14 protein-coding genes are annotated in these 15,940 nt (G+C 69.9%); 9 read left to right on the top strand and 5 right to left on the bottom strand.

Annotation, left to right across the window (positions count from 1 at the left end):
- Positions 1-240 precede the first annotated feature (240 nt).
- The 8 genes from rlmH (at position 241) to M2437_RS21735 (ending at position 10,407) form a co-directional block, all read left to right on the top strand.
- Entirely contained in the window at positions 241-738 is a 498-nt protein-coding gene (rlmH, locus tag M2437_RS21700; RefSeq protein ID WP_003604480.1) for a 23S rRNA (pseudouridine(1915)-N(3))-methyltransferase RlmH, read from the top strand.
- The gene (locus tag M2437_RS21705; RefSeq protein ID WP_253388667.1) at positions 735-2,135 is read left to right on the top strand and encodes a murein hydrolase activator EnvC family protein; all 1,401 of its coding nucleotides are present in this window, start codon (positions 735-737) and stop codon (positions 2,133-2,135) included. The genes rlmH and M2437_RS21705 overlap by 4 nt, the downstream gene beginning before the upstream one ends.
- On the top strand, positions 2,135-3,457 hold the full coding sequence (locus tag M2437_RS21710) for a S41 family peptidase (RefSeq protein ID WP_003598707.1): 1,323 nt from the start codon (positions 2,135-2,137) through the stop codon (positions 3,455-3,457). The genes M2437_RS21705 and M2437_RS21710 overlap by 1 nt, the downstream gene beginning before the upstream one ends.
- 151 nt (positions 3,458-3,608) lie before the next feature.
- Positions 3,609-4,814, top strand: a complete 1,206-nt coding sequence (locus tag M2437_RS21715; protein WP_253388668.1) for a divergent polysaccharide deacetylase family protein — start codon at positions 3,609-3,611, stop codon at positions 4,812-4,814.
- 360 nt (positions 4,815-5,174) lie between these two features.
- A complete protein-coding gene (locus tag M2437_RS21720) occupies positions 5,175-6,863 on the top strand; it encodes a methyl-accepting chemotaxis protein (RefSeq protein ID WP_182567138.1) in 1,689 nt (562 codons plus the stop codon).
- A 144-nt stretch (positions 6,864-7,007) separates the two neighbouring features.
- Positions 7,008-7,595, top strand: a complete 588-nt coding sequence (locus M2437_RS21725) for an RNA pyrophosphohydrolase (RefSeq protein ID WP_253388669.1) — start codon at positions 7,008-7,010, stop codon at positions 7,593-7,595.
- Between the two features lie 27 nt (positions 7,596-7,622).
- The gene (locus M2437_RS21730; RefSeq protein WP_253388670.1) at positions 7,623-8,279 is read left to right on the top strand and encodes a DUF2939 domain-containing protein; all 657 of its coding nucleotides are present in this window, start codon (positions 7,623-7,625) and stop codon (positions 8,277-8,279) included.
- Positions 8,280-8,478: 199 nt separating this feature from the next.
- On the top strand, positions 8,479-10,407 hold the full coding sequence (locus M2437_RS21735) for a potassium transporter Kup (protein ID WP_253388671.1): 1,929 nt from the start codon (positions 8,479-8,481) through the stop codon (positions 10,405-10,407).
- A gap of 6 nt (positions 10,408-10,413) precedes the next feature.
- On the opposite strand, the gene M2437_RS21740 is transcribed toward M2437_RS21735, so the two are convergent.
- The 3 genes from M2437_RS21740 to M2437_RS21750 all read right to left on the bottom strand — a co-directional run bounded on the left by M2437_RS21740 (position 10,414) and on the right by M2437_RS21750 (position 13,169).
- On the bottom strand, positions 10,414-10,719 hold the full coding sequence (locus M2437_RS21740; protein ID WP_003598758.1) for a hypothetical protein: 306 nt from the start codon (positions 10,717-10,719) through the stop codon (positions 10,414-10,416).
- A gap of 210 nt (positions 10,720-10,929) precedes the next feature.
- On the bottom strand, positions 10,930-11,721 hold the full coding sequence (locus M2437_RS21745) for a hypothetical protein (RefSeq protein WP_253388672.1): 792 nt from the start codon (positions 11,719-11,721) through the stop codon (positions 10,930-10,932).
- A gap of 200 nt (positions 11,722-11,921) precedes the next feature.
- Positions 11,922-13,169: a tetratricopeptide repeat protein gene (locus M2437_RS21750; protein WP_499007040.1), complete on the bottom strand. Its 1,248-nt coding sequence runs from the start codon at positions 13,167-13,169 to the stop codon at positions 11,922-11,924.
- Between the two features lie 389 nt (positions 13,170-13,558).
- On the opposite strand from M2437_RS21750, the gene M2437_RS21755 reads away from it, so the two are divergent.
- Complete coding sequence (locus tag M2437_RS21755) at positions 13,559-14,182, top strand: Pr6Pr family membrane protein (RefSeq protein WP_253388674.1); 624 nt, start codon at positions 13,559-13,561, stop codon at positions 14,180-14,182.
- Between the two features lie 5 nt (positions 14,183-14,187).
- Here the strand turns inward: M2437_RS21755 and M2437_RS21760 are convergent, their stop codons facing one another.
- Together M2437_RS21760 and M2437_RS21765 are read right to left on the bottom strand one after the other, a co-directional pair.
- Positions 14,188-14,916: a pseudouridine synthase gene (locus tag M2437_RS21760; protein ID WP_253388675.1), complete on the bottom strand. Its 729-nt coding sequence runs from the start codon at positions 14,914-14,916 to the stop codon at positions 14,188-14,190.
- Positions 14,913-15,839, bottom strand: a complete 927-nt coding sequence (locus M2437_RS21765; RefSeq protein ID WP_147018292.1) for a class I SAM-dependent methyltransferase — start codon at positions 15,837-15,839, stop codon at positions 14,913-14,915. The genes M2437_RS21760 and M2437_RS21765 overlap by 4 nt, the downstream gene beginning before the upstream one ends.
- Positions 15,840-15,940: the final 101 nt, after the last annotated feature.

The following is a 15,940-nucleotide window of genomic DNA, read 5'->3' on the forward strand; positions in this document are numbered from 1 at the left end:
CTGTCGTGAGATCCCGGACGGGTGGGCGCGGCAGGGGGCCGGGTCCGGGTCGAAGGCGTCGGTGAGGGCGGCAGGTAGGTCGCCGCCGCCGTGCCGCCACCCCGGCGAAGTCGCACCGTGGCGCTCGGGCCGGCCTTGCCTGCGTTGCCGGCGACGTTTTCCGGCGCGATCGGCTCCCCGTCCCCGGCGGGATCGTGCTATCGCGCCCCAACACCTCGCTCCCGGGATCGTTCAACCCCCTTGCGCCTGCTCGTCGTCGCCATCGGACGCCTGAAGAACGGGCCGGAGCGGGATCTCGCCGCCCGTTACCGCGAGCGCGCGGTCGCGCTCGGCAAGGGCCTGGGCGTCACCGCCTGCGACCTGACCGAGATTCCCGAATCGCGCGCGCGCCGGAGCGCCGACCGCATCGCCGAGGAGGCAGCGGCGATCCTGGCTCTCGTGCCGGCGGACGCGGCGGTGATCGCCTGCGACGAGCGCGGCCGCTCCGACTGGCCGAGCGAGCGCATCGCGGACAAGATCGGGGCGTGGCGCGACGCGGGGCGCAGCACGCTCGTTCTCGTTGTCGGCGGAGCGGATGGCCTTCACGAGACCGTGCGCGGACGCGCCGACCATATTCTCGCCTTCGGGGCGGCGACACTGCCGCACGGACTGGTTCGTGTGCTCGCCCTCGAGCAGGTCTACCGGGCGCTGACCATCCTGGCCGGGCACCCCTATCACCGGGGCGATCCCGAGGCATGAGATCCAAGGTGGCGGCCCACTCCCGGTCGGCGACGATCCTGACGGCCAAGTCCGCTCTGGTGCTGACGGCTCTTGCCTGCCTCGCGGGCGGCCTCGCCCTGCCCGTGCGCGCGCAGACGACGCCCGATCCGGAGGCGATGCGGCGCACGCAGGAGGAGCGGGACCGGCGCGCCCAGAGCCTCAAGCAGATCGAGGACGCGCTGGCCGCCAGCAGCGGCAGCCGGGCGGCTTTGGAGGCCGAGATCGCCGCGATCGGCTCCGACCGGACCAAACTCAGCACCGCCCTGCTCGATGCCGGACGCCAGGCCCAGGCGACCGAGGACCGGATGAACCGGCTGGAGGAGCGCCTGCGCGCGCTGACCGACAGCGACGCGGCGATCCGCAAATCGCTGGAAGCGCGCCGCGCGGTCATCGCCGAGATCCTGGCCGCGCTCCAGCGCATGGGCCGGCGCCCGCCGCCTGCCGTGCTGGTGCGCCCCGAGGACGTGCTGGCGGCGATCCGCACCTCGATGATGCTCGGTGCGGTGGTGCCGGAGCTGCGCGGCGAGGCCGATACGCTCGCCGGCGACCTTACCGAACTGGTGCGGGTGCGCGGTCTCATCGCCGCCGACCGCGAGGCGCTGAAAAAAGATCTCGCGGGCTGGGCCGCCGAGCGCCAGCGCCTCGACGCGCTGATCGCCGCCCGCCGCAGCCGCCAGGCGGAGGTCGAGTCCAGCCTCACCGCCGAGCGCCGCAATAGCGCCGAACTCGGCACGCAGGCCAAATCGCTCAAGGAACTCGTGGACCGGATGGAGGGCGAGCTGTCGAGCGCCCGCCGCGCCGCCGACGAAGTCCGCGCCGCCGCCGAACGCGAGCAGCGGGCGATCCAGGACAAGTTCGCGGCGGCCGGCGCCCGCGATCCGGCGCGGCTCGCGCCCAAGGTGAAGTTCGCCGAGGCCCGCGGCGATCTGCCCAGGCCGGTGAGCGGCCCCCTGCTGCGCGGCTTCAACCAGCCCGACGGCCAGGGCGGCACCACCCGCGGCATCTCGCTGCGGGCGCGGCCGAAGGCGGTGGTCTCCTCGCCCGCGGACGGATGGGTTTCCTTCGCCGGACCCTTTCGCTCCTACGGGCGTCTCTTGATCATCAATGCGGGCGACGGCTACTATCTGTTGCTCGCGGGGATGGATCAGATCAACGTCGAGGTCGGCCAGTTCGTACTGGCGGGCGAACCGGTGGCCGTGATGGGCGAGGGCAGCGGCACTCCGGCAAGCACGCCGTCGAACGTGACGCAGGCTGCGTCACAGAAGGACGATGATCGGATTGATCCCGTCCTGTACGTCGAGTTCAGGAAAGACGGCGGCTCTATCGATCCGGAGCCGTGGTGGGCGAGAAGTTCCAGCGAGAAGGTTCGCGGATAATGCGCAAAGTGTCCCTCGTGTTACTCGGCGCGGCCCTCGGCATCGGCGCCTCGGCCCTGTCGACCCAGACCCAGCTGCTGTCCGGTACGAGCGCCATCGCGGCCTCGGCGGAAACCTACCGGCAACTGAGCCTGTTCGGCGACGTGTTCGAGAAGGTGCGGACCGACTACGTCGAGAAGCCCGAGGAAGCGAAGCTGATCGAGTCGGCCGTCAACGGCATGCTGACCTCGCTCGACCCGCATTCGAGCTACATGGACGCGAAAGCCTTCCGCGACATGCAGACGACGACGAAGGGCGAGTTCGGCGGCCTCGGCATCGAGGTCACGATGGAGGACGGCCTGATCAAGGTCGTCTCGCCGATCGACGACACGCCCGCCTCCAAGGCCGGTCTGCTCGCCAACGACATCATCACCCAGATCGACGAGGATCAGGTCCAGGGCCTGACCCTGAACCAGGCCGTCGACAAGATGCGCGGCCCCGTGAACTCCACGGTGAAGCTGAAGATCTCCCGCAAGGAGGCCAAGGAGCCGCTCGACGTCTCGCTGACGCGCGACGTCATCAAGATCCGCCCCGTGCGCTCGAAGGTCGAGAGCGGCGATGTCGGCTATGTCCGCCTGACCCAGTTCAACGAGCAGACCTACGACGGCCTCAAGACGGCGATCGACAAGCTCCAGGGCGAGATCGGCGGCGACAAGCTGAAGGGCTTCGTGCTCGATCTGCGCAACAATCCCGGCGGCCTGCTCGATCAGGCGGTGATGGTCTCCGACGCCTTCCTCGACCGCGGCGAGATCGTCTCGACCCGCGGCCGCAACCCGGACGAGACCCAGCGCTTCTCCGCCAAGGCCGGCGATCTGGCCAAGGGCAAGCCGATCGTGGTGCTCGTGAACGGCGGCGCGGCCTCGGCTTCCGAGATCGTGGCCGGCGCCCTGCAGGATCACAAGCGCGCGACCATCATGGGCACGCGCTCCTTCGGCAAGGGCTCGGTGCAGTCGATCATCCCGCTCGGCGGCCAGGGCGCCCTGCGCCTCACCACCGCGCGCTACTACACGCCGTCCGGCCGCTCGATCCAGGCGAAGGGCATCGAGCCGGATCAGGAGGTGCTGCAGGAAGTGCCCGACGATCTGAAGGGCAAAGACGAGACCAAGGGCGAGGCCGGCCTGAAGGGTCACCTCAAGCAGAAGGACACCGAGGAGCGCGGTGGTTCCTCGGCCTACATCCCGCCGGATCCGGCCAAGGACAAGCAGCTCATCGCCGCGGTCGATTTCCTGCACGGCATCCAGAAGGGTGCGGCCAACGTGACGAAGCCGGCCACGCAGAACTGATTGAGCCGGCCCGCGGCGGGCATCCGCCGCGGTGTTAGCGAAAGATTAACCATGACGGCCCGCAATACCGGTTCAGACCGGGGTTGCGGGCCGTTTCTCGTTGAAGGCCGCGCCCGGTCGTCCGAGCATGGGCCAACAGGCAGGACGGCGGGTGAGCGACGCGGCCGACGACATCCTGACGAAGCCTCTCGGGGTCGCGAACAAGGCGGCCCGTCCGCGCTTTGCCCTGCGCCCGTCCGCAGGCGCGGCGGCGGGCGTCGGTGCGCTGGTCGTGGCCCTGCTCGCCGGCGGCATCGCTCTCACCGGTGATCCCCGCGGCGGCGAGCCTCGGGCGCAGGCGCTCATCGAGATCCGCGAGGCCCCGGCCTCCGTCCCCCGCATCGCCGACGCCGCACCGCCCGCTGCGAAAGGACCGGCCCAGTCCGCCAGCGAGGTCGAGCAGGCCTCCGGCGTCAGCGTGTTCCGCCCCGACGGTTCGACGGCCCCCGATGCGCCGGTGATCATCCGCGTCCCGAACGCCGCCCAGGTGAAGCTCGCGCCGGCGCCCGATGCACGCCTGACCGAGCGCGGGCGCCACGGCCCCCTGCCCCGGATCGGCGAAGGGCGCCTGCGGCCGCTCGACGTCTATGCCCGCCCGGACGAGCCCGGCACCGGACCGCGCATCGCCGTCCTCGTCTCCGGTCTCGGCATCGGCGAGATGGCCACCCTCGGCGCCATCGCCCGGCTTCCCGCCGCGGTGAGCCTTGCGCTCTCGCCCTACGGCACCGACCTCGAAAAGACCGCGGCCCGCGCCCGCGAGGCCGGCCACGAGATCCTGCTCCAACTGCCGATGGAGCCGTTCGACTATCCCGACAGCGATCCCGGTCCGCAGACGCTTCTGGCCTCGGCCCGCCCCGGCGAGAACCTCGACCGGGCCGCCTGGGCGATGAGCCGGTTTCCGGGATTCGTCGGGGCCGTGAACTTCATGGGTGCCAAGCTGATGAGCGAGGCCGGGGCCCTGGAACCGGTGCTGAAGGATCTGTCCGCCCGCGGGCTCGGCTTCGTCGATGACGGCGCGGCGCCCGGCACCCAGGTCGCGACCGTCGCGGCGAAGATTAAGCTGCCCTCCGCGCGGGCCGAGATCGTGATCGACGCCGTCGCGCGGCCCGATGCGATCGACGCGGAACTCGCCCGCCTGGAGACTCTGTCCCGGCAGAAGGGCCTCGTGCTGGCCTCTTCCAGCGCCTCGCCGTTGACGATCGAGCGCCTGTCGCGCTGGTCGCGCGACCTGGAGGCACGCGGCATCCGGCTCGTGCCGGTGAGCGCGATCCTGCGCCGCCCGGGCGGCGTCTCCAAGCTGTCGAGCGCGGCGCCTTAGGACATCGCCCGAACGGCCTTTGCCGGAATCGGGATGGCGGCGATCCGAAATCGATCATCCGACCGGATCGGTCGGGAGACGGGCCAATCCGCCGAAGTCGTCACGGTGATATCGACCTGAGCCCAGCCCCCGAGTACCAACGCGACACGCTTGCCCTGCCTTCTCGGCGCATGGGACACGCGCAGATTGAAGCGAAAACAGCTTATGTCAGTTTTCATTCCGCCACGAAACGTACATCAGTTTTAATCCTACCTCTCCTCGCGAAATCGCATAAACAATTCGTGATCCGGTAAGTGTTTCCGGGCCAGGATCCGGCCGCTCGCTCAGCAAATTCGCGCGCCGTTCCTGTCGGAGTCCTCCGTGTCGCTCCAAACACTTCCCATTCGCAGCAAGCTCATCGCTTCATTCACGGTGCTGACGATCCTTCTCGTCAGCTTAGGGGTTCTCGGCCTCGTCGGGACGCAAACGATGCGCGACCAAGCGCTCGACATCGAACGCAATTGGCTTCCCAGCGTGCGCCTGCTCGGCGAAATCGACACGGCGGCGGCGCGGATGAACACCGTGATGCTGCGGCACACGCAAGCGACCGACCCGCAGATGGTGTCCGCGATGGACAAGGACTTCGAGCGCTTCGGCAAGCTGATCGACGACAAGCGGGCGGCCTACGAACGTCTCATCGCGAATGCCGAGGAGCGGGCGCTCTACGAGACCTATGTGCGGGATACCGCGACCTTCGAGAACGAACGGCGCAACGTGATGGACCTGTCGCGCCAGGGCCGGAAGGCGGACGCTTTCTCCTACTACGAGTCGAAGGGCCTCGCGCCGCGCCGGGCGATGTCGAACTCGCTGGAGAAGCTGGTCAATTTCAACAACGAGGGTGCCGCCCGCGCGATGGCGGCGGGCGAGGCCGTGTTCCAGCAGGTGCGCACGATCGGCCTTGCCGTCCTCGCCCTCGGACTCGGCCTCGCGGTCCTGCTCGCGGTCCTGATCACCCGCGGCGTGACCCGCGGCATCGCCTCCGTGGTCGGGCCGATGCAGGCGCTGGCCGCGGGCGACCTTTCGGTCACGATCCCACACCAGGGCCAGCGGACCGAGATCGGCACGATCGCCGACGCGGTTCAGATCTTCAAGGCGGGGCTGATCCGCATGCGCACCCTCGAAGAGGAGAGCGCCGCGGCCCGCGCCGGGGCGGAGGCGCAGCGCAAGGCGGCGATGCGCGAGATGGCCGAGCGGTTCGAGGGTGCGGTCGGCGGCGTCGTCAGCCTCGTCTCGTCCGCCGCGGCCCAGTTGCAGGCTTCGGCGCACGGCATGACCGGTGCCGCAACCCGGACCGCCGGCCAGTCGGTCAGCGTGGCCGCCGCGGCCGAGGAAGCTGCCACCAACGTCAACACCGTGGCGGCGGCCGCCGAGGAGCTGGGCGCCTCGGTGCAGGAGATCGGCCGGCAGGTCAGCGGCTCCTCGACACTCGCCCAGGCGGCGGTGGGAGAGGCGGCGCAGACGGCGGCCCATGTCCGGGCACTCAGCGCGGCCGTCTCCAAGATCGGCGACGTCGTCACCATGATCACCACGATCGCCGGGCAGACCAACCTGCTCGCGCTCAACGCCACCATCGAGGCGGCCCGCGCGGGCGAGGCAGGCCGCGGCTTCGCGGTGGTGGCCGCCGAGGTCAAGGAACTCGCCAACCAGACCGCGCGCGCCACAGAGGAAATCTCCGGCCAGATCGGCCGCATTCAGGAGACCACCGGCCACGCGGTCTCGGCCATTGGCAGCATCACCGGGCGCATCGAGGAGATCAGTTCGGTGGCCGCTTCGATCGCCGCGGCGGTGGAGCAGCAGGGTGCGGCGACGCAGGAGATCGTGCGCAACGTCGCCCAGGCGGCGATGGGTGCGGGCGAGGTGACGAGCAACATCACGGGCGTGGCGCAGGCTGCCGAGGAAGCCGGGGCGACCGCTGCCGAAGTGCTCGCCGCCTCTTCCGAGCTGTCGCGCCAGTCCGAGCACCTCTCGGCGGAAGTCGGCCGCTTCCTCGCGAACGTGCGCGCCGCCTGAACTGTACCTCGAAAACGACAGAGAAATTCGTGGGCGCGGCCGAGGCCGCGCCCACGCTCGTTTTACGGCCTCAGATGGGGGTTAGGTCGGCGTTGCCCGCACCGGTTCGGCCTCCTATGGTCGCGCCGCCAGCATGAGCCCGCGATGACCCGCCTCGACGACGACCTCCTGCGCCTGCCCGAGGGCAGCGCGCTGCCCTACCGCCCCTGTGTGGGCGTGACCCTGTTTCATCGTGACGGCCGCGTCTTCATCGGCCGGCGCAAGCGCGAGGCAGGCCCCGAGCATGTCGACGGCGATCTCGCGTGGCAGATGCCGCAGGGCGGGATCGACGAGGGTGAAGAGCCCCTCGCCGCGGCCCTGCGCGAACTCCACGAGGAGACCAACGTGCCGGCCGACGCCGTCACGCTGCTCGGCGAAACGCGCGACTGGCTCGCCTACGACCTGCCGCCGGCGGTGATGAAGCAGGCCTGGAAGGGCCGCTACCGCGGTCAGCGCCAGAAATGGTTCGCCTTCGGGCTCACCGGCGACGAATCGGCGATCGACGTGGACGCCCCCGGCGGCGGCCATCACAAGCCCGAATTCGAGGCGTGGCGCTGGGAGCGGCTGGAGGCGCTGCCGGACCTCATCGTCCCCTTCAAGCGTCCGGTCTACGAGGGCGTCGTCGCGGCCTTCTCCGGGCTGACGGGCTGGCATGGCGCCGGGGACAATGGGACCGGGGACAACCCGGCATGATCCAACCGCGCATCCGCGGCTGATCCGATGCGGTGGTGGCTCATTCCCCTTCTCGCGATGGCGGCTTGGTTCGCCTACACGCTGACGCCGTTCTGGTCGCTCTACGGCTTCGCCGCGGCGGTGCAGGCGGGTGACGCGGCAGCGGTGGAGCAGCGCGTCAACTTCCGCACGCTGCGCCTGTCGCTCGCCCGGCAGATCAGCGCGGCCGTCAAGGCCGACAGCAACGCCCTCGATCCCCGCGAACGGCAGCGCATCGCCGACGCGGCGGCAGCCGTTGCGCTCCCGATCATGGAATCGGCGCTGACGCCGAAAGCGGTGATCGACCTCCTCGACGATGGCTGGCCGCAGGGCGCCGACCTCGCTGCGCCGGCCGGCCGGCATGAGCGGCGCGACGGCCTGCGCATCCCCGATCTCAAGCGGCTGCTGCGCTACTATCTCGCCGCCGACATGCGCGGGTTCCGCTCCGTGCTGGTGGCCGTGCCGCCGGACCGCCCCCGCCACGAGCAGTTCCGCATCCGCCTGCGCCTGCGCGACTGGGGCTGGCGCCTCGTCGATATCGAGCTGTCCGACGACCTGCGCCGCCGGATCGGCGAGAAGGCCGCCGCCGCCGCCGCTCGGCTGCGCGACGGCCGCACGAACCCCGACAAGACCGGACCGGATGCCTCCCCGCATCGCGAGCCGTGAGCGACCCGGTCGCACGCCCACGAAAGACCCTGGCTTTTAATCCTTCGCTCCATAGGTGAACCGCCACGAGAGCCGTTCCCGACCTGATGGCATCAGGCCGGCGTCTCTCGATCTTTCGTCTCAGCGCGCTTTCGTTCGCCGAACCGGCATCCACTTCGTCGGAAAGCGCTATGACGGCCCCGCTTCCCGGAGCACATTCGTGAGCCAGCCCGCCACCCAGCCCTCGGAAGCGAGCCGATCGGAGTCCGGGCCGGGCCGTCGCCTCGGGGCGGGCCTGCTGATCGCCACCCTCGGCGTCGTCTACGGCGATATCGGCACGAGCCCGCTCTACGCCCTCAAGGAGGCGGTGCGCGCCGCGAGTCCGGGCGGTGATCCGAGCCCGGTCGCGGTGACCGGCGCCGTTTCGCTGATCCTCTGGGCGCTGATCCTCGTCGTCTCGCTGAAATACGCGGTGCTGATCCTGCGGGCCGACAACCGTGGCGAGGGCGGCATCGTGGCGATGCTGGCGCTGCTCGGCGCCCGCCACGCGCAACCCGGATCGCGGCAGGCACTGCTGCTCGTGGTCGGCCTCGTCGGCGCCGCCCTGCTCTACGGCGACGGGGCGATCACCCCGGCCATCTCGGTGCTCTCGGCGGTCGAGGGCCTTCGGGTCGATGCGCCCGCCCTCGACCGCTTCATCGTGCCGATCACGCTGGTGATCCTCGTCGGGCTGTTTTTCGTCCAGCGCCGGGGCGCGGCCTTCATCGGCAGGATCTTCGGGCCGGTGATGCTGGTCTGGTTTCTCGTGCTGGCCGCACTCGGCCTCGGCGGCATCGTTCAGGCGCCGCAGATCCTGGCGGCGGTCAATCCGCTGCGCGCGGTCGAGTTCACGGCCCATGCCGGCCTGCATGTCGGCTTCACGATGCTGGGCGCGGCCTTCCTCGCCGTCACCGGTGGCGAGGCGATGTATGCCGATCTCGGGCATTTCGGCGCGCGGGCGATCCGTGTCGCGTGGTTCGTCCTCGTTCTGCCGGCGCTGGTGATCCATTATTTCGGGCAGGGCGCGATCCTGCTGGTCGATCCATCCGCGGCCGAGAACCCGTTCTACCGCCTCGCGCCGGGCGTCCTGCACTACCCGCTGATCGGGCTGGCGACGCTTGCCGCCGTCATCGCCTCGCAGGCGGTGATCTCGGGCGTGTTCTCGCTGACCCGGCAATCGATCCAGCTCGGCTTCCTGCCGCCGCTGCACATCGTCCACACCGCCTCCGACGAGAGCGGCCAGATCTACGTGCCGCTGGTGAACTGGCTGCTTGCCGCCGCCACGCTCTCGGCCGTCCTGATCTTCCGCTCCTCCGACGCGCTGGCCGGGGCCTACGGCATCGCCGTGTCGCTGCTGATGGCGATCACGACCCTGCTCGCCGGCCTCGTCGCCCGCAAATGGGGCTTCGGCCTGCCCCTCGTGCTCGCGGTCAACGGCTTCTTCCTCGTGATCGACCTGATCTTCCTCTCGGCCAACAGCGTGAAGCTGTTCGAGGGCGGCTGGTTTCCGCTGCTGCTGGCGGGCATCATCGCCTTCCTGATGCTGACCTGGCGCAAGGGCCAGCTCTGCCTGGAACAGGCGCGCGTGGATCTGCGCCCGCCGGAGGCCCGCTTCCTCGAAAGCCTGCGCCACAATCCGCCGACGACCCTGCCGGGCTCGGCCGCCTTCCTGTCCTCGGCGACCGAGGGCATCCCGCTGCCGATGATGCGCTTCGTCGAGCGCCTGGGCGCGCTGCACGCCCGCGTGCTGATCGTGACCGCTCTGTTCGAGGAGACGCCGACCGTGCCGCGCGAGGAGCGCGCCCGCGTCACCGAGATCACCCCCGACATCCGCCGGGTGGTGCTCCATTACGGCTTCATGCAATCGGCCTCGATCCCCGAGGGGCTGGATTGCGCCGTCGGCGCCGGCCTCCTGCCGAAGGCGTTCGCGGAGGATCTCACCGTTTTCGTCGGCCACGAGACGATCATCCCCGTCTCCGACCAGCGGGGCATGTCGGACTGGCGCGAGGCGGTCTTCGCGGTGATGCAGAACAACGCCGAGCGCACCGGCGCCCATTTCTGTGTGCCGGCGCGGCAGGTGATCGAGATCGGCACCGAGATCGAGATCTGAGGGGGGCTACTCGTCCGCCTGCCCCTTGCCGGTCATCCGGAGCTGCGAGGCGACGCATTCGCGAACCGCGTCCTCAATCTTGGCCTTCTGCGAATTGGAATAGCCCGCCACCTCGTCGATGCATTTGACGAAGTAGCCCGCGGTGAAGCTCTCATTGACCGACACGAACGACTTGCCGAAGCGGGTCGCGAGTTGGAGGCGGTCCAGGGCCGAGCTCTGCTTCCAGGCCTCCAGCGTGTCGGTCATCGACAGGGCGCTGGCGGCACCGGGCACGAGGGTCGCGGCAAGGAACAGGGCGGAGAAGCGGCGCATCGTACCAAAACCTCCCGAAGGTCTTTTCTGGTTTTCCCACTCAGATCTTCCGATCACTCCACCTCGATCCTGCAATCGATCGGGAAATGTCGGATGATCTCGCCAGATAAACCCTTCGGGATTGCCGGACAGCCGAACAGCTGGATCGCTATTCTTATTTTGCTCTGAGAGTTCTGCGAATCCCGGCTGCGATGAGCACGCCCGCTGTCCTCACGGTCGCCAATCCGAAAACCCAGCCACACGATGGATCAGGCGCCGGTGGCGCGCAGTCTCGCCGAACGGAGCAAGCTCCCAGGTCCAGGCCCGCTCGGAGCTTCCAAGCGGTACGCCGTAGAGAAGGTCGTGCCGCGCATGGACCTGCCCCTCTCGGTCCTCCTCGGTCTCGTCGATATCGGTGACGAGGCAGACCCGCGCCGTGAGCCTGCCCAGGGCGTCGAGATGGCCCTCGACGATCCGCCGGCCGAAGGCGTCGCCGTCCTCCGGCGTCCAGGCTCCAAGGGGACGGCGTGAGGCCTCCAGCCGCTCGACCGGGCGGATCGGCAGTTGCGAGAGCAGGTTGGCCGAGATGACGAGGCCGGTGCGCGGCTCGGCGCAGACCGGCGGCAGGCGGGGGTCGAGATCACGCGCTGCGCCGGTCATCAGCGCCATCGCGCCGCTCAGATCCGCCGTCAGCGTTTCGACATTGGGATGGGCGCGGATCGCGCGCCGGGCGGGCGCGAGATGCACGGCATCGACCAGCACCACCCGGCGGAAGGCCCCGGCGAGATCCGCCAACGGCACATCGAGCAGGAGCCCGGAGCCCAGCACCACGGCGGTGTCGCGCCGTTCGGTGGCGGCGATGGCCGCGCGCATCACCGCCCGGCTCGCCTCCAGATGCGGCGCCCAGGCCCGGCGGCAGCGGCGCGCCCGCGACATCAGCCAGATGCTGTCGCGCAGGTAGCCGAGCCGGCGCTGGGCCCGCGGCACGGGCGTGGTGAGGAGATGCAGGAGATCGAGCAGCACGGCGAAACCGCCTCCGGCAGCCGCCCTCCCCTGTCAAGGCATCCCCGGCGGCATCGTCTTCCCGCGAAAGCCGGCCTCGCCCCTTCGGGACGACGCGCTAGAGCCGTATCCGACCTGATTGCATCAGGCCGACGCCTCTAGGTTTTTGTTTTGACGCGCATTCTTTCGACGAACCGGTGACCACTTCGTCGGAATGCGCTCTAGCGTTTGGCGCCTGCTTTGCCCGTGCCCTTCTCGAACAGGGCGGCGATCTTCTGCATCGCGCCCGTGTCGCCGAGGGCGGCGGCCTTTTCATACCAGAGCTTGGCGGCGCTCCGGTCGCGCGCCACGCCCCACCCCTCGGCGTAGAGGGTGCCGAGGGCGGACATGCCCTCCGGACTCCCCGCATCCGCCGCCTTCTCGTACCAGAGCTTGGCCGCTCCGTAGTCCTTTTTCACGCCCTGGCCGTTCTCGTACAGGGCACCGAGATTGTACATGGATTGGGCATTGCCCGCCGCAGCGGCCTTTTCATACCAGAGCTTGGCCGTCGCGTAGTCCTGCTTCACGCCCTGACCGTTGTCGTACAGGATGCCGAGATCGTTCATGGCGAAGGCGCTGCCCGCGTTCGCGGCCTTGTCGTACCAAAGCTTGGCCGTCGCGTAGTCCTGCGTCACGCCCCGGCCGTTCCCGTAGAGGAGGCCGAGCCCCCGCATGCCATCCGGGTTGTCGGCCGCAGCGGCCTTCTCGTACCAGAGCTTGGCCGTGGCGTAGTCCTGCTTCACGCCCTGGCCGTTCTCGTAGAGAGAGCCGAGATTGGTCATGGCGAACGGGTTGCCCGCCTCGGCGCCCTTCTCGTACCAGCCCTTGGCGGCGGCATCGTCTTTCGCAACGCCCTGCCCGTCCTCGTAGAGAAGGCCGAGGTCGTTCATGGCCTCCGCGCTGCCCGCGCTCACGGCCTTCTCGAACCAGCCCTTGGCGGCGGCATAATCCTGCGTCACGCCGAGGCCGTTGAGATACAGACGCCCGATGCTGCGCATGGCGTCCGCAGTGTCGGCGGCGGCGGCCTTCTCGTACCAGGTCTTCGCGCCGGCATAGTCCTGCTTCACGCCCTGCCCGTTCTCGTACAGCACGCCGAGATTGTTCATGGCGCTGGCGCTGCCCCCGGCCGCCGCCTTCTCGTACCAGCCCTTGGCCGCGGCATAGTCCTGCGGCACGCCCTGGCCGACATCGTAGAAGTAGCCGAGCTTCTGCATGGCGTCCGCATCACCCGCGGCGGCTGCCTTGTTGTACCAGCCCTTGGCGGCGGCGTAGTCCTGCGCCACGCCCCGGCCGAACTCGTCGAGAATGCCGAGATTGTACATGGACTCCGCCAGCCCCTTGGCGGCGGCCTTCTCGTACCAGCCTCGGGCAGCGGCATAATCCTGCGCGACGCCCTGGCCCTCTTCGTAGAGAAGGCCGAGCTTGTGCATGGCGGTGGCGTCGCGCCGCGGCGGCGGCCTTCTCGTACCAGCCCTTGGCCGCGGCGTAGTCCTGGCCTTCGGTCGGCGCGGTCTCGACGGCCAGGGCGGAGAGTGGGGCGAAAAGCAGCCCCGCGACAACGACGATCCGCCCGAACATGATGGGGTGTCCTCAGTCGAAGAATCGGCACCGGCGCGAAGAATGCGGGATGCGCCGTGCCGCCCGAACCTTCACATTTGCTGGAACCGGATTTCAACGCTCGCGACTTGACCCAGAATCCCAATCTCTTGTCGCGACGCTTCATCACCCCGGCGCCGCGGCCGGAAGCAGCACGCGTCATCGCCGGGTCGCGAAGCGCGGCCAGAACGACACCTCGACTCGGATGCCGACGCTGCGAACGATGACTTCCCACTCCGCCCGCCTCGCCGCTTCCCTGATCGCGCTCTGCGCCGCCGTCGGCGTCGGGTTCGGCTTCTCCGCCGTATTCGGGCGAACCGGCTCGGTGCCGCTCACGGCCTGGATCATGGCCGCCTATTTCACGAACCTCACCGGGCTCCTCGTCCTCGCGGTGTTCGGCGGGATCGCCCTGCGGGTGCCAGCCCTGGCCCAGCCCCGGCTCGTCGCAATGACGGTGCTCGCGACCCTGCTCGTCGGACTCGTGCAGCGGCTGCTGCTCTACGGGGTCAGGACCCTGCGCGGCGGCGACCTAATCGGCGACATCCTGCTCCACCAAGTGCTGCCGGTGCTGGTGCCGCTGTTCTGGCTCGCCTTCGTGCCGAAGGGGCGCCTCGCAGGACGCGACCTCGCGCTGTTTGCGAGCTACCCGCTGATCTACCTCGGCTACACGCTCCTGCGCGGCGCCTACGATGCGCGCTACCCCTACCCGTTCCTCGATGTGGGGAAGATCGGCTGGGGTCCGGTCGCGGCCTATGCCGGGGCGATCGCGGCGGCCTTCCTCGGCGTCGGATGGGCGCTGGTTCTCCTCGACCGGCGCCTTGCACGGCGCAGGGCCGTGGCGGGATAAACCCGCTACCCCTCGAACACCGTAGCGATCTCGCCCGGCCCCAGGATCCGGAATTCCCCCGCCGGCAGGTCGGCCGGAAGCGCCAGGCCGCCGACGCGGTCGCGGTGGAGCGCATCGACATGGTTGCCGAGCGCGGCGAACATCCGCCGGACCTGATGGTAGCGGCCCTCGTGCAGGGTCACCGTGCAATGGGTCGGGTCGTCGGCCTCCATCTCCACCGGCAGGAGCGGCTTGTCCTCGCCCTCCAGCATCATCTCGCCCGAGGCGAGGATCGCGGTCTCGTCGCCCTGGAGCGGGCGGGCCAGCGCCACCCGGTAGCGCTTGGAGACCTTGGCCTTCGGCGAGATGATCCGGTGCAGGAGCGCGCCGTCATCGGTCATGAGCAGGAGGCCCGAGGTCTCCTTGTCGAGGCGCCCGACCGTGGAGAGCGCCGGATCGCGCCGCCGCCAGCGCTCGGGCAGCAGGCTGTAGACCAGCGGCCCGACCTCCTTGTGCGAGCAGGTGACGCCGAGCGGCTTGTGCAGCATCAGGCAGACGCCCGGCAGCGGATCGAGCGCCTCACCCTGCACCGTCATGCGGGCGGAGAGGTCGGGCTCGAGCGGGATGCGCTGCGAGGCGTCCCGCAGGGCCTGCCCGTCGAGCCGGACGAGACCGGCGCGGGCCAGTCCCTCGACCTCGCGGCGCGAGCCGTAGCCGAGATTGGCCAGCAATCGGTCGAGGCGGAGCGCCTTCATTTGCGCGCCTCGAACAGCTTGTAGCCCCCCTCCGTCGCCAGCGTCGTGACGGTTCGGAAGGCCGCGCGCAGAGGCGCCTCATAAGGCAGGTGGGTGTTGGCGACGAGATAGAGCGTTCCGCTCGGCCGCAGCACCGCCGCCGCGCGGGTGATGAAGGCTTGGCCGAGCGCCTGATCCTCGGCGCCGCCATCGTGGAAGGGCGGGTTGGTGACGACGAAGTCGAGGCCCGACAGGGCCGGCTCGGCGCTGCGCAGGTCCGCCCAGTGCAGGGTCGCGCCCGGCTCGCCGACGTTGCGGCGGGCCATCTCGATGGCGCGGCGGTCGATGTCGATGAGGGCGAGCGACGCGACTTTCGGCGATTTCAGCACCGCGCGGGCCAGGATGCCGAGGCCGCAGCCGAAATCGGCCCCGCGCCCCGAGAGAGCGGGCAGGTGCCGCAGCAGCAGGGCGCTGCCGGGATCGAGCCGGTCCCAGGAGAAGATGCCGGGCTGCGTGCAGAGCGCGAGGTTGTCGATGTGGCGCGGTGCGCCGCCCGCCAGAGCCGTCTCGATGCCGGCGGGCATTTCGGGACGCGTCGCCGTGCAGATGCGGTGGTGGCGGCGCGGCTCGTCGGTGACGGCGCAGCCGAAGCCGCGCAGCTCCTTGGCGAGCCGGGTGCCGCCCTTGTCCTTGGGCGCCATCGCCACCAGCCGCCCGCCGGGCTTCACGGCCCGGATCGCGAGCGCCAGCGCGTAGCGCCGCTCCGCCGTGCCGGGCGGGGCCAGCAGCAGGGCCGCATCGAGGCTCGCTTCAGCGACATCCTCCAGCCGCGCGGAGCCGGGGATCAGCGGCGACACCTGGGCAGCGCCCTCAGGCACCTCCGCCAGATCGGCCGGCGGGAGGCCGTAGAGGATGGCCCGGATGTCGGAATCGGTATGGGGCATAGGAGTCGGCATTCAGGCTGTGGCCATCGGCATCATGATCCGTCCAGCCCTCGCCCTCATCCTGAGGTGCCGACGCGGAGCGGCGGCCTCGAAGGATCGTC

It is taken from the genome of Methylorubrum pseudosasae, assembly GCF_029504475.1.
Taxonomy (GTDB): domain Bacteria; phylum Pseudomonadota; class Alphaproteobacteria; order Rhizobiales; family Beijerinckiaceae; genus Methylobacterium; species Methylobacterium extorquens.

Coding starts and splice junctions, on each gene's coding strand:
- M2437_RS21705 (WP_253388667.1), top strand. CDS start 735: ATGAGATCCAAGGTGGCGGCCCACTCCCGGTCGGCGACGATCCTGACG.
- M2437_RS21710 (WP_003598707.1), top strand. CDS start 2,135: ATGCGCAAAGTGTCCCTCGTGTTACTCGGCGCGGCCCTCGGCATCGGC.
- M2437_RS21725 (WP_253388669.1), top strand. CDS start 7,008: ATGACCCGCCTCGACGACGACCTCCTGCGCCTGCCCGAGGGCAGCGCG.
- M2437_RS21730 (WP_253388670.1), top strand. CDS start 7,623: ATGCGGTGGTGGCTCATTCCCCTTCTCGCGATGGCGGCTTGGTTCGCC.
- M2437_RS21740 (WP_003598758.1), bottom strand. CDS start 10,719: ATGCGCCGCTTCTCCGCCCTGTTCCTTGCCGCGACCCTCGTGCCCGGT.
- M2437_RS21750 (WP_499007040.1), bottom strand. CDS start 13,169: ATGCACAAGCTCGGCCTTCTCTACGAAGAGGGCCAGGGCGTCGCGCAG.
- M2437_RS21755 (WP_253388674.1), top strand. CDS start 13,559: ATGACTTCCCACTCCGCCCGCCTCGCCGCTTCCCTGATCGCGCTCTGC.
- M2437_RS21760 (WP_253388675.1), bottom strand. CDS start 14,916: ATGAAGGCGCTCCGCCTCGACCGATTGCTGGCCAATCTCGGCTACGGC.
- M2437_RS21765 (WP_147018292.1), bottom strand. CDS start 15,839: ATGCCCCATACCGATTCCGACATCCGGGCCATCCTCTACGGCCTCCCG.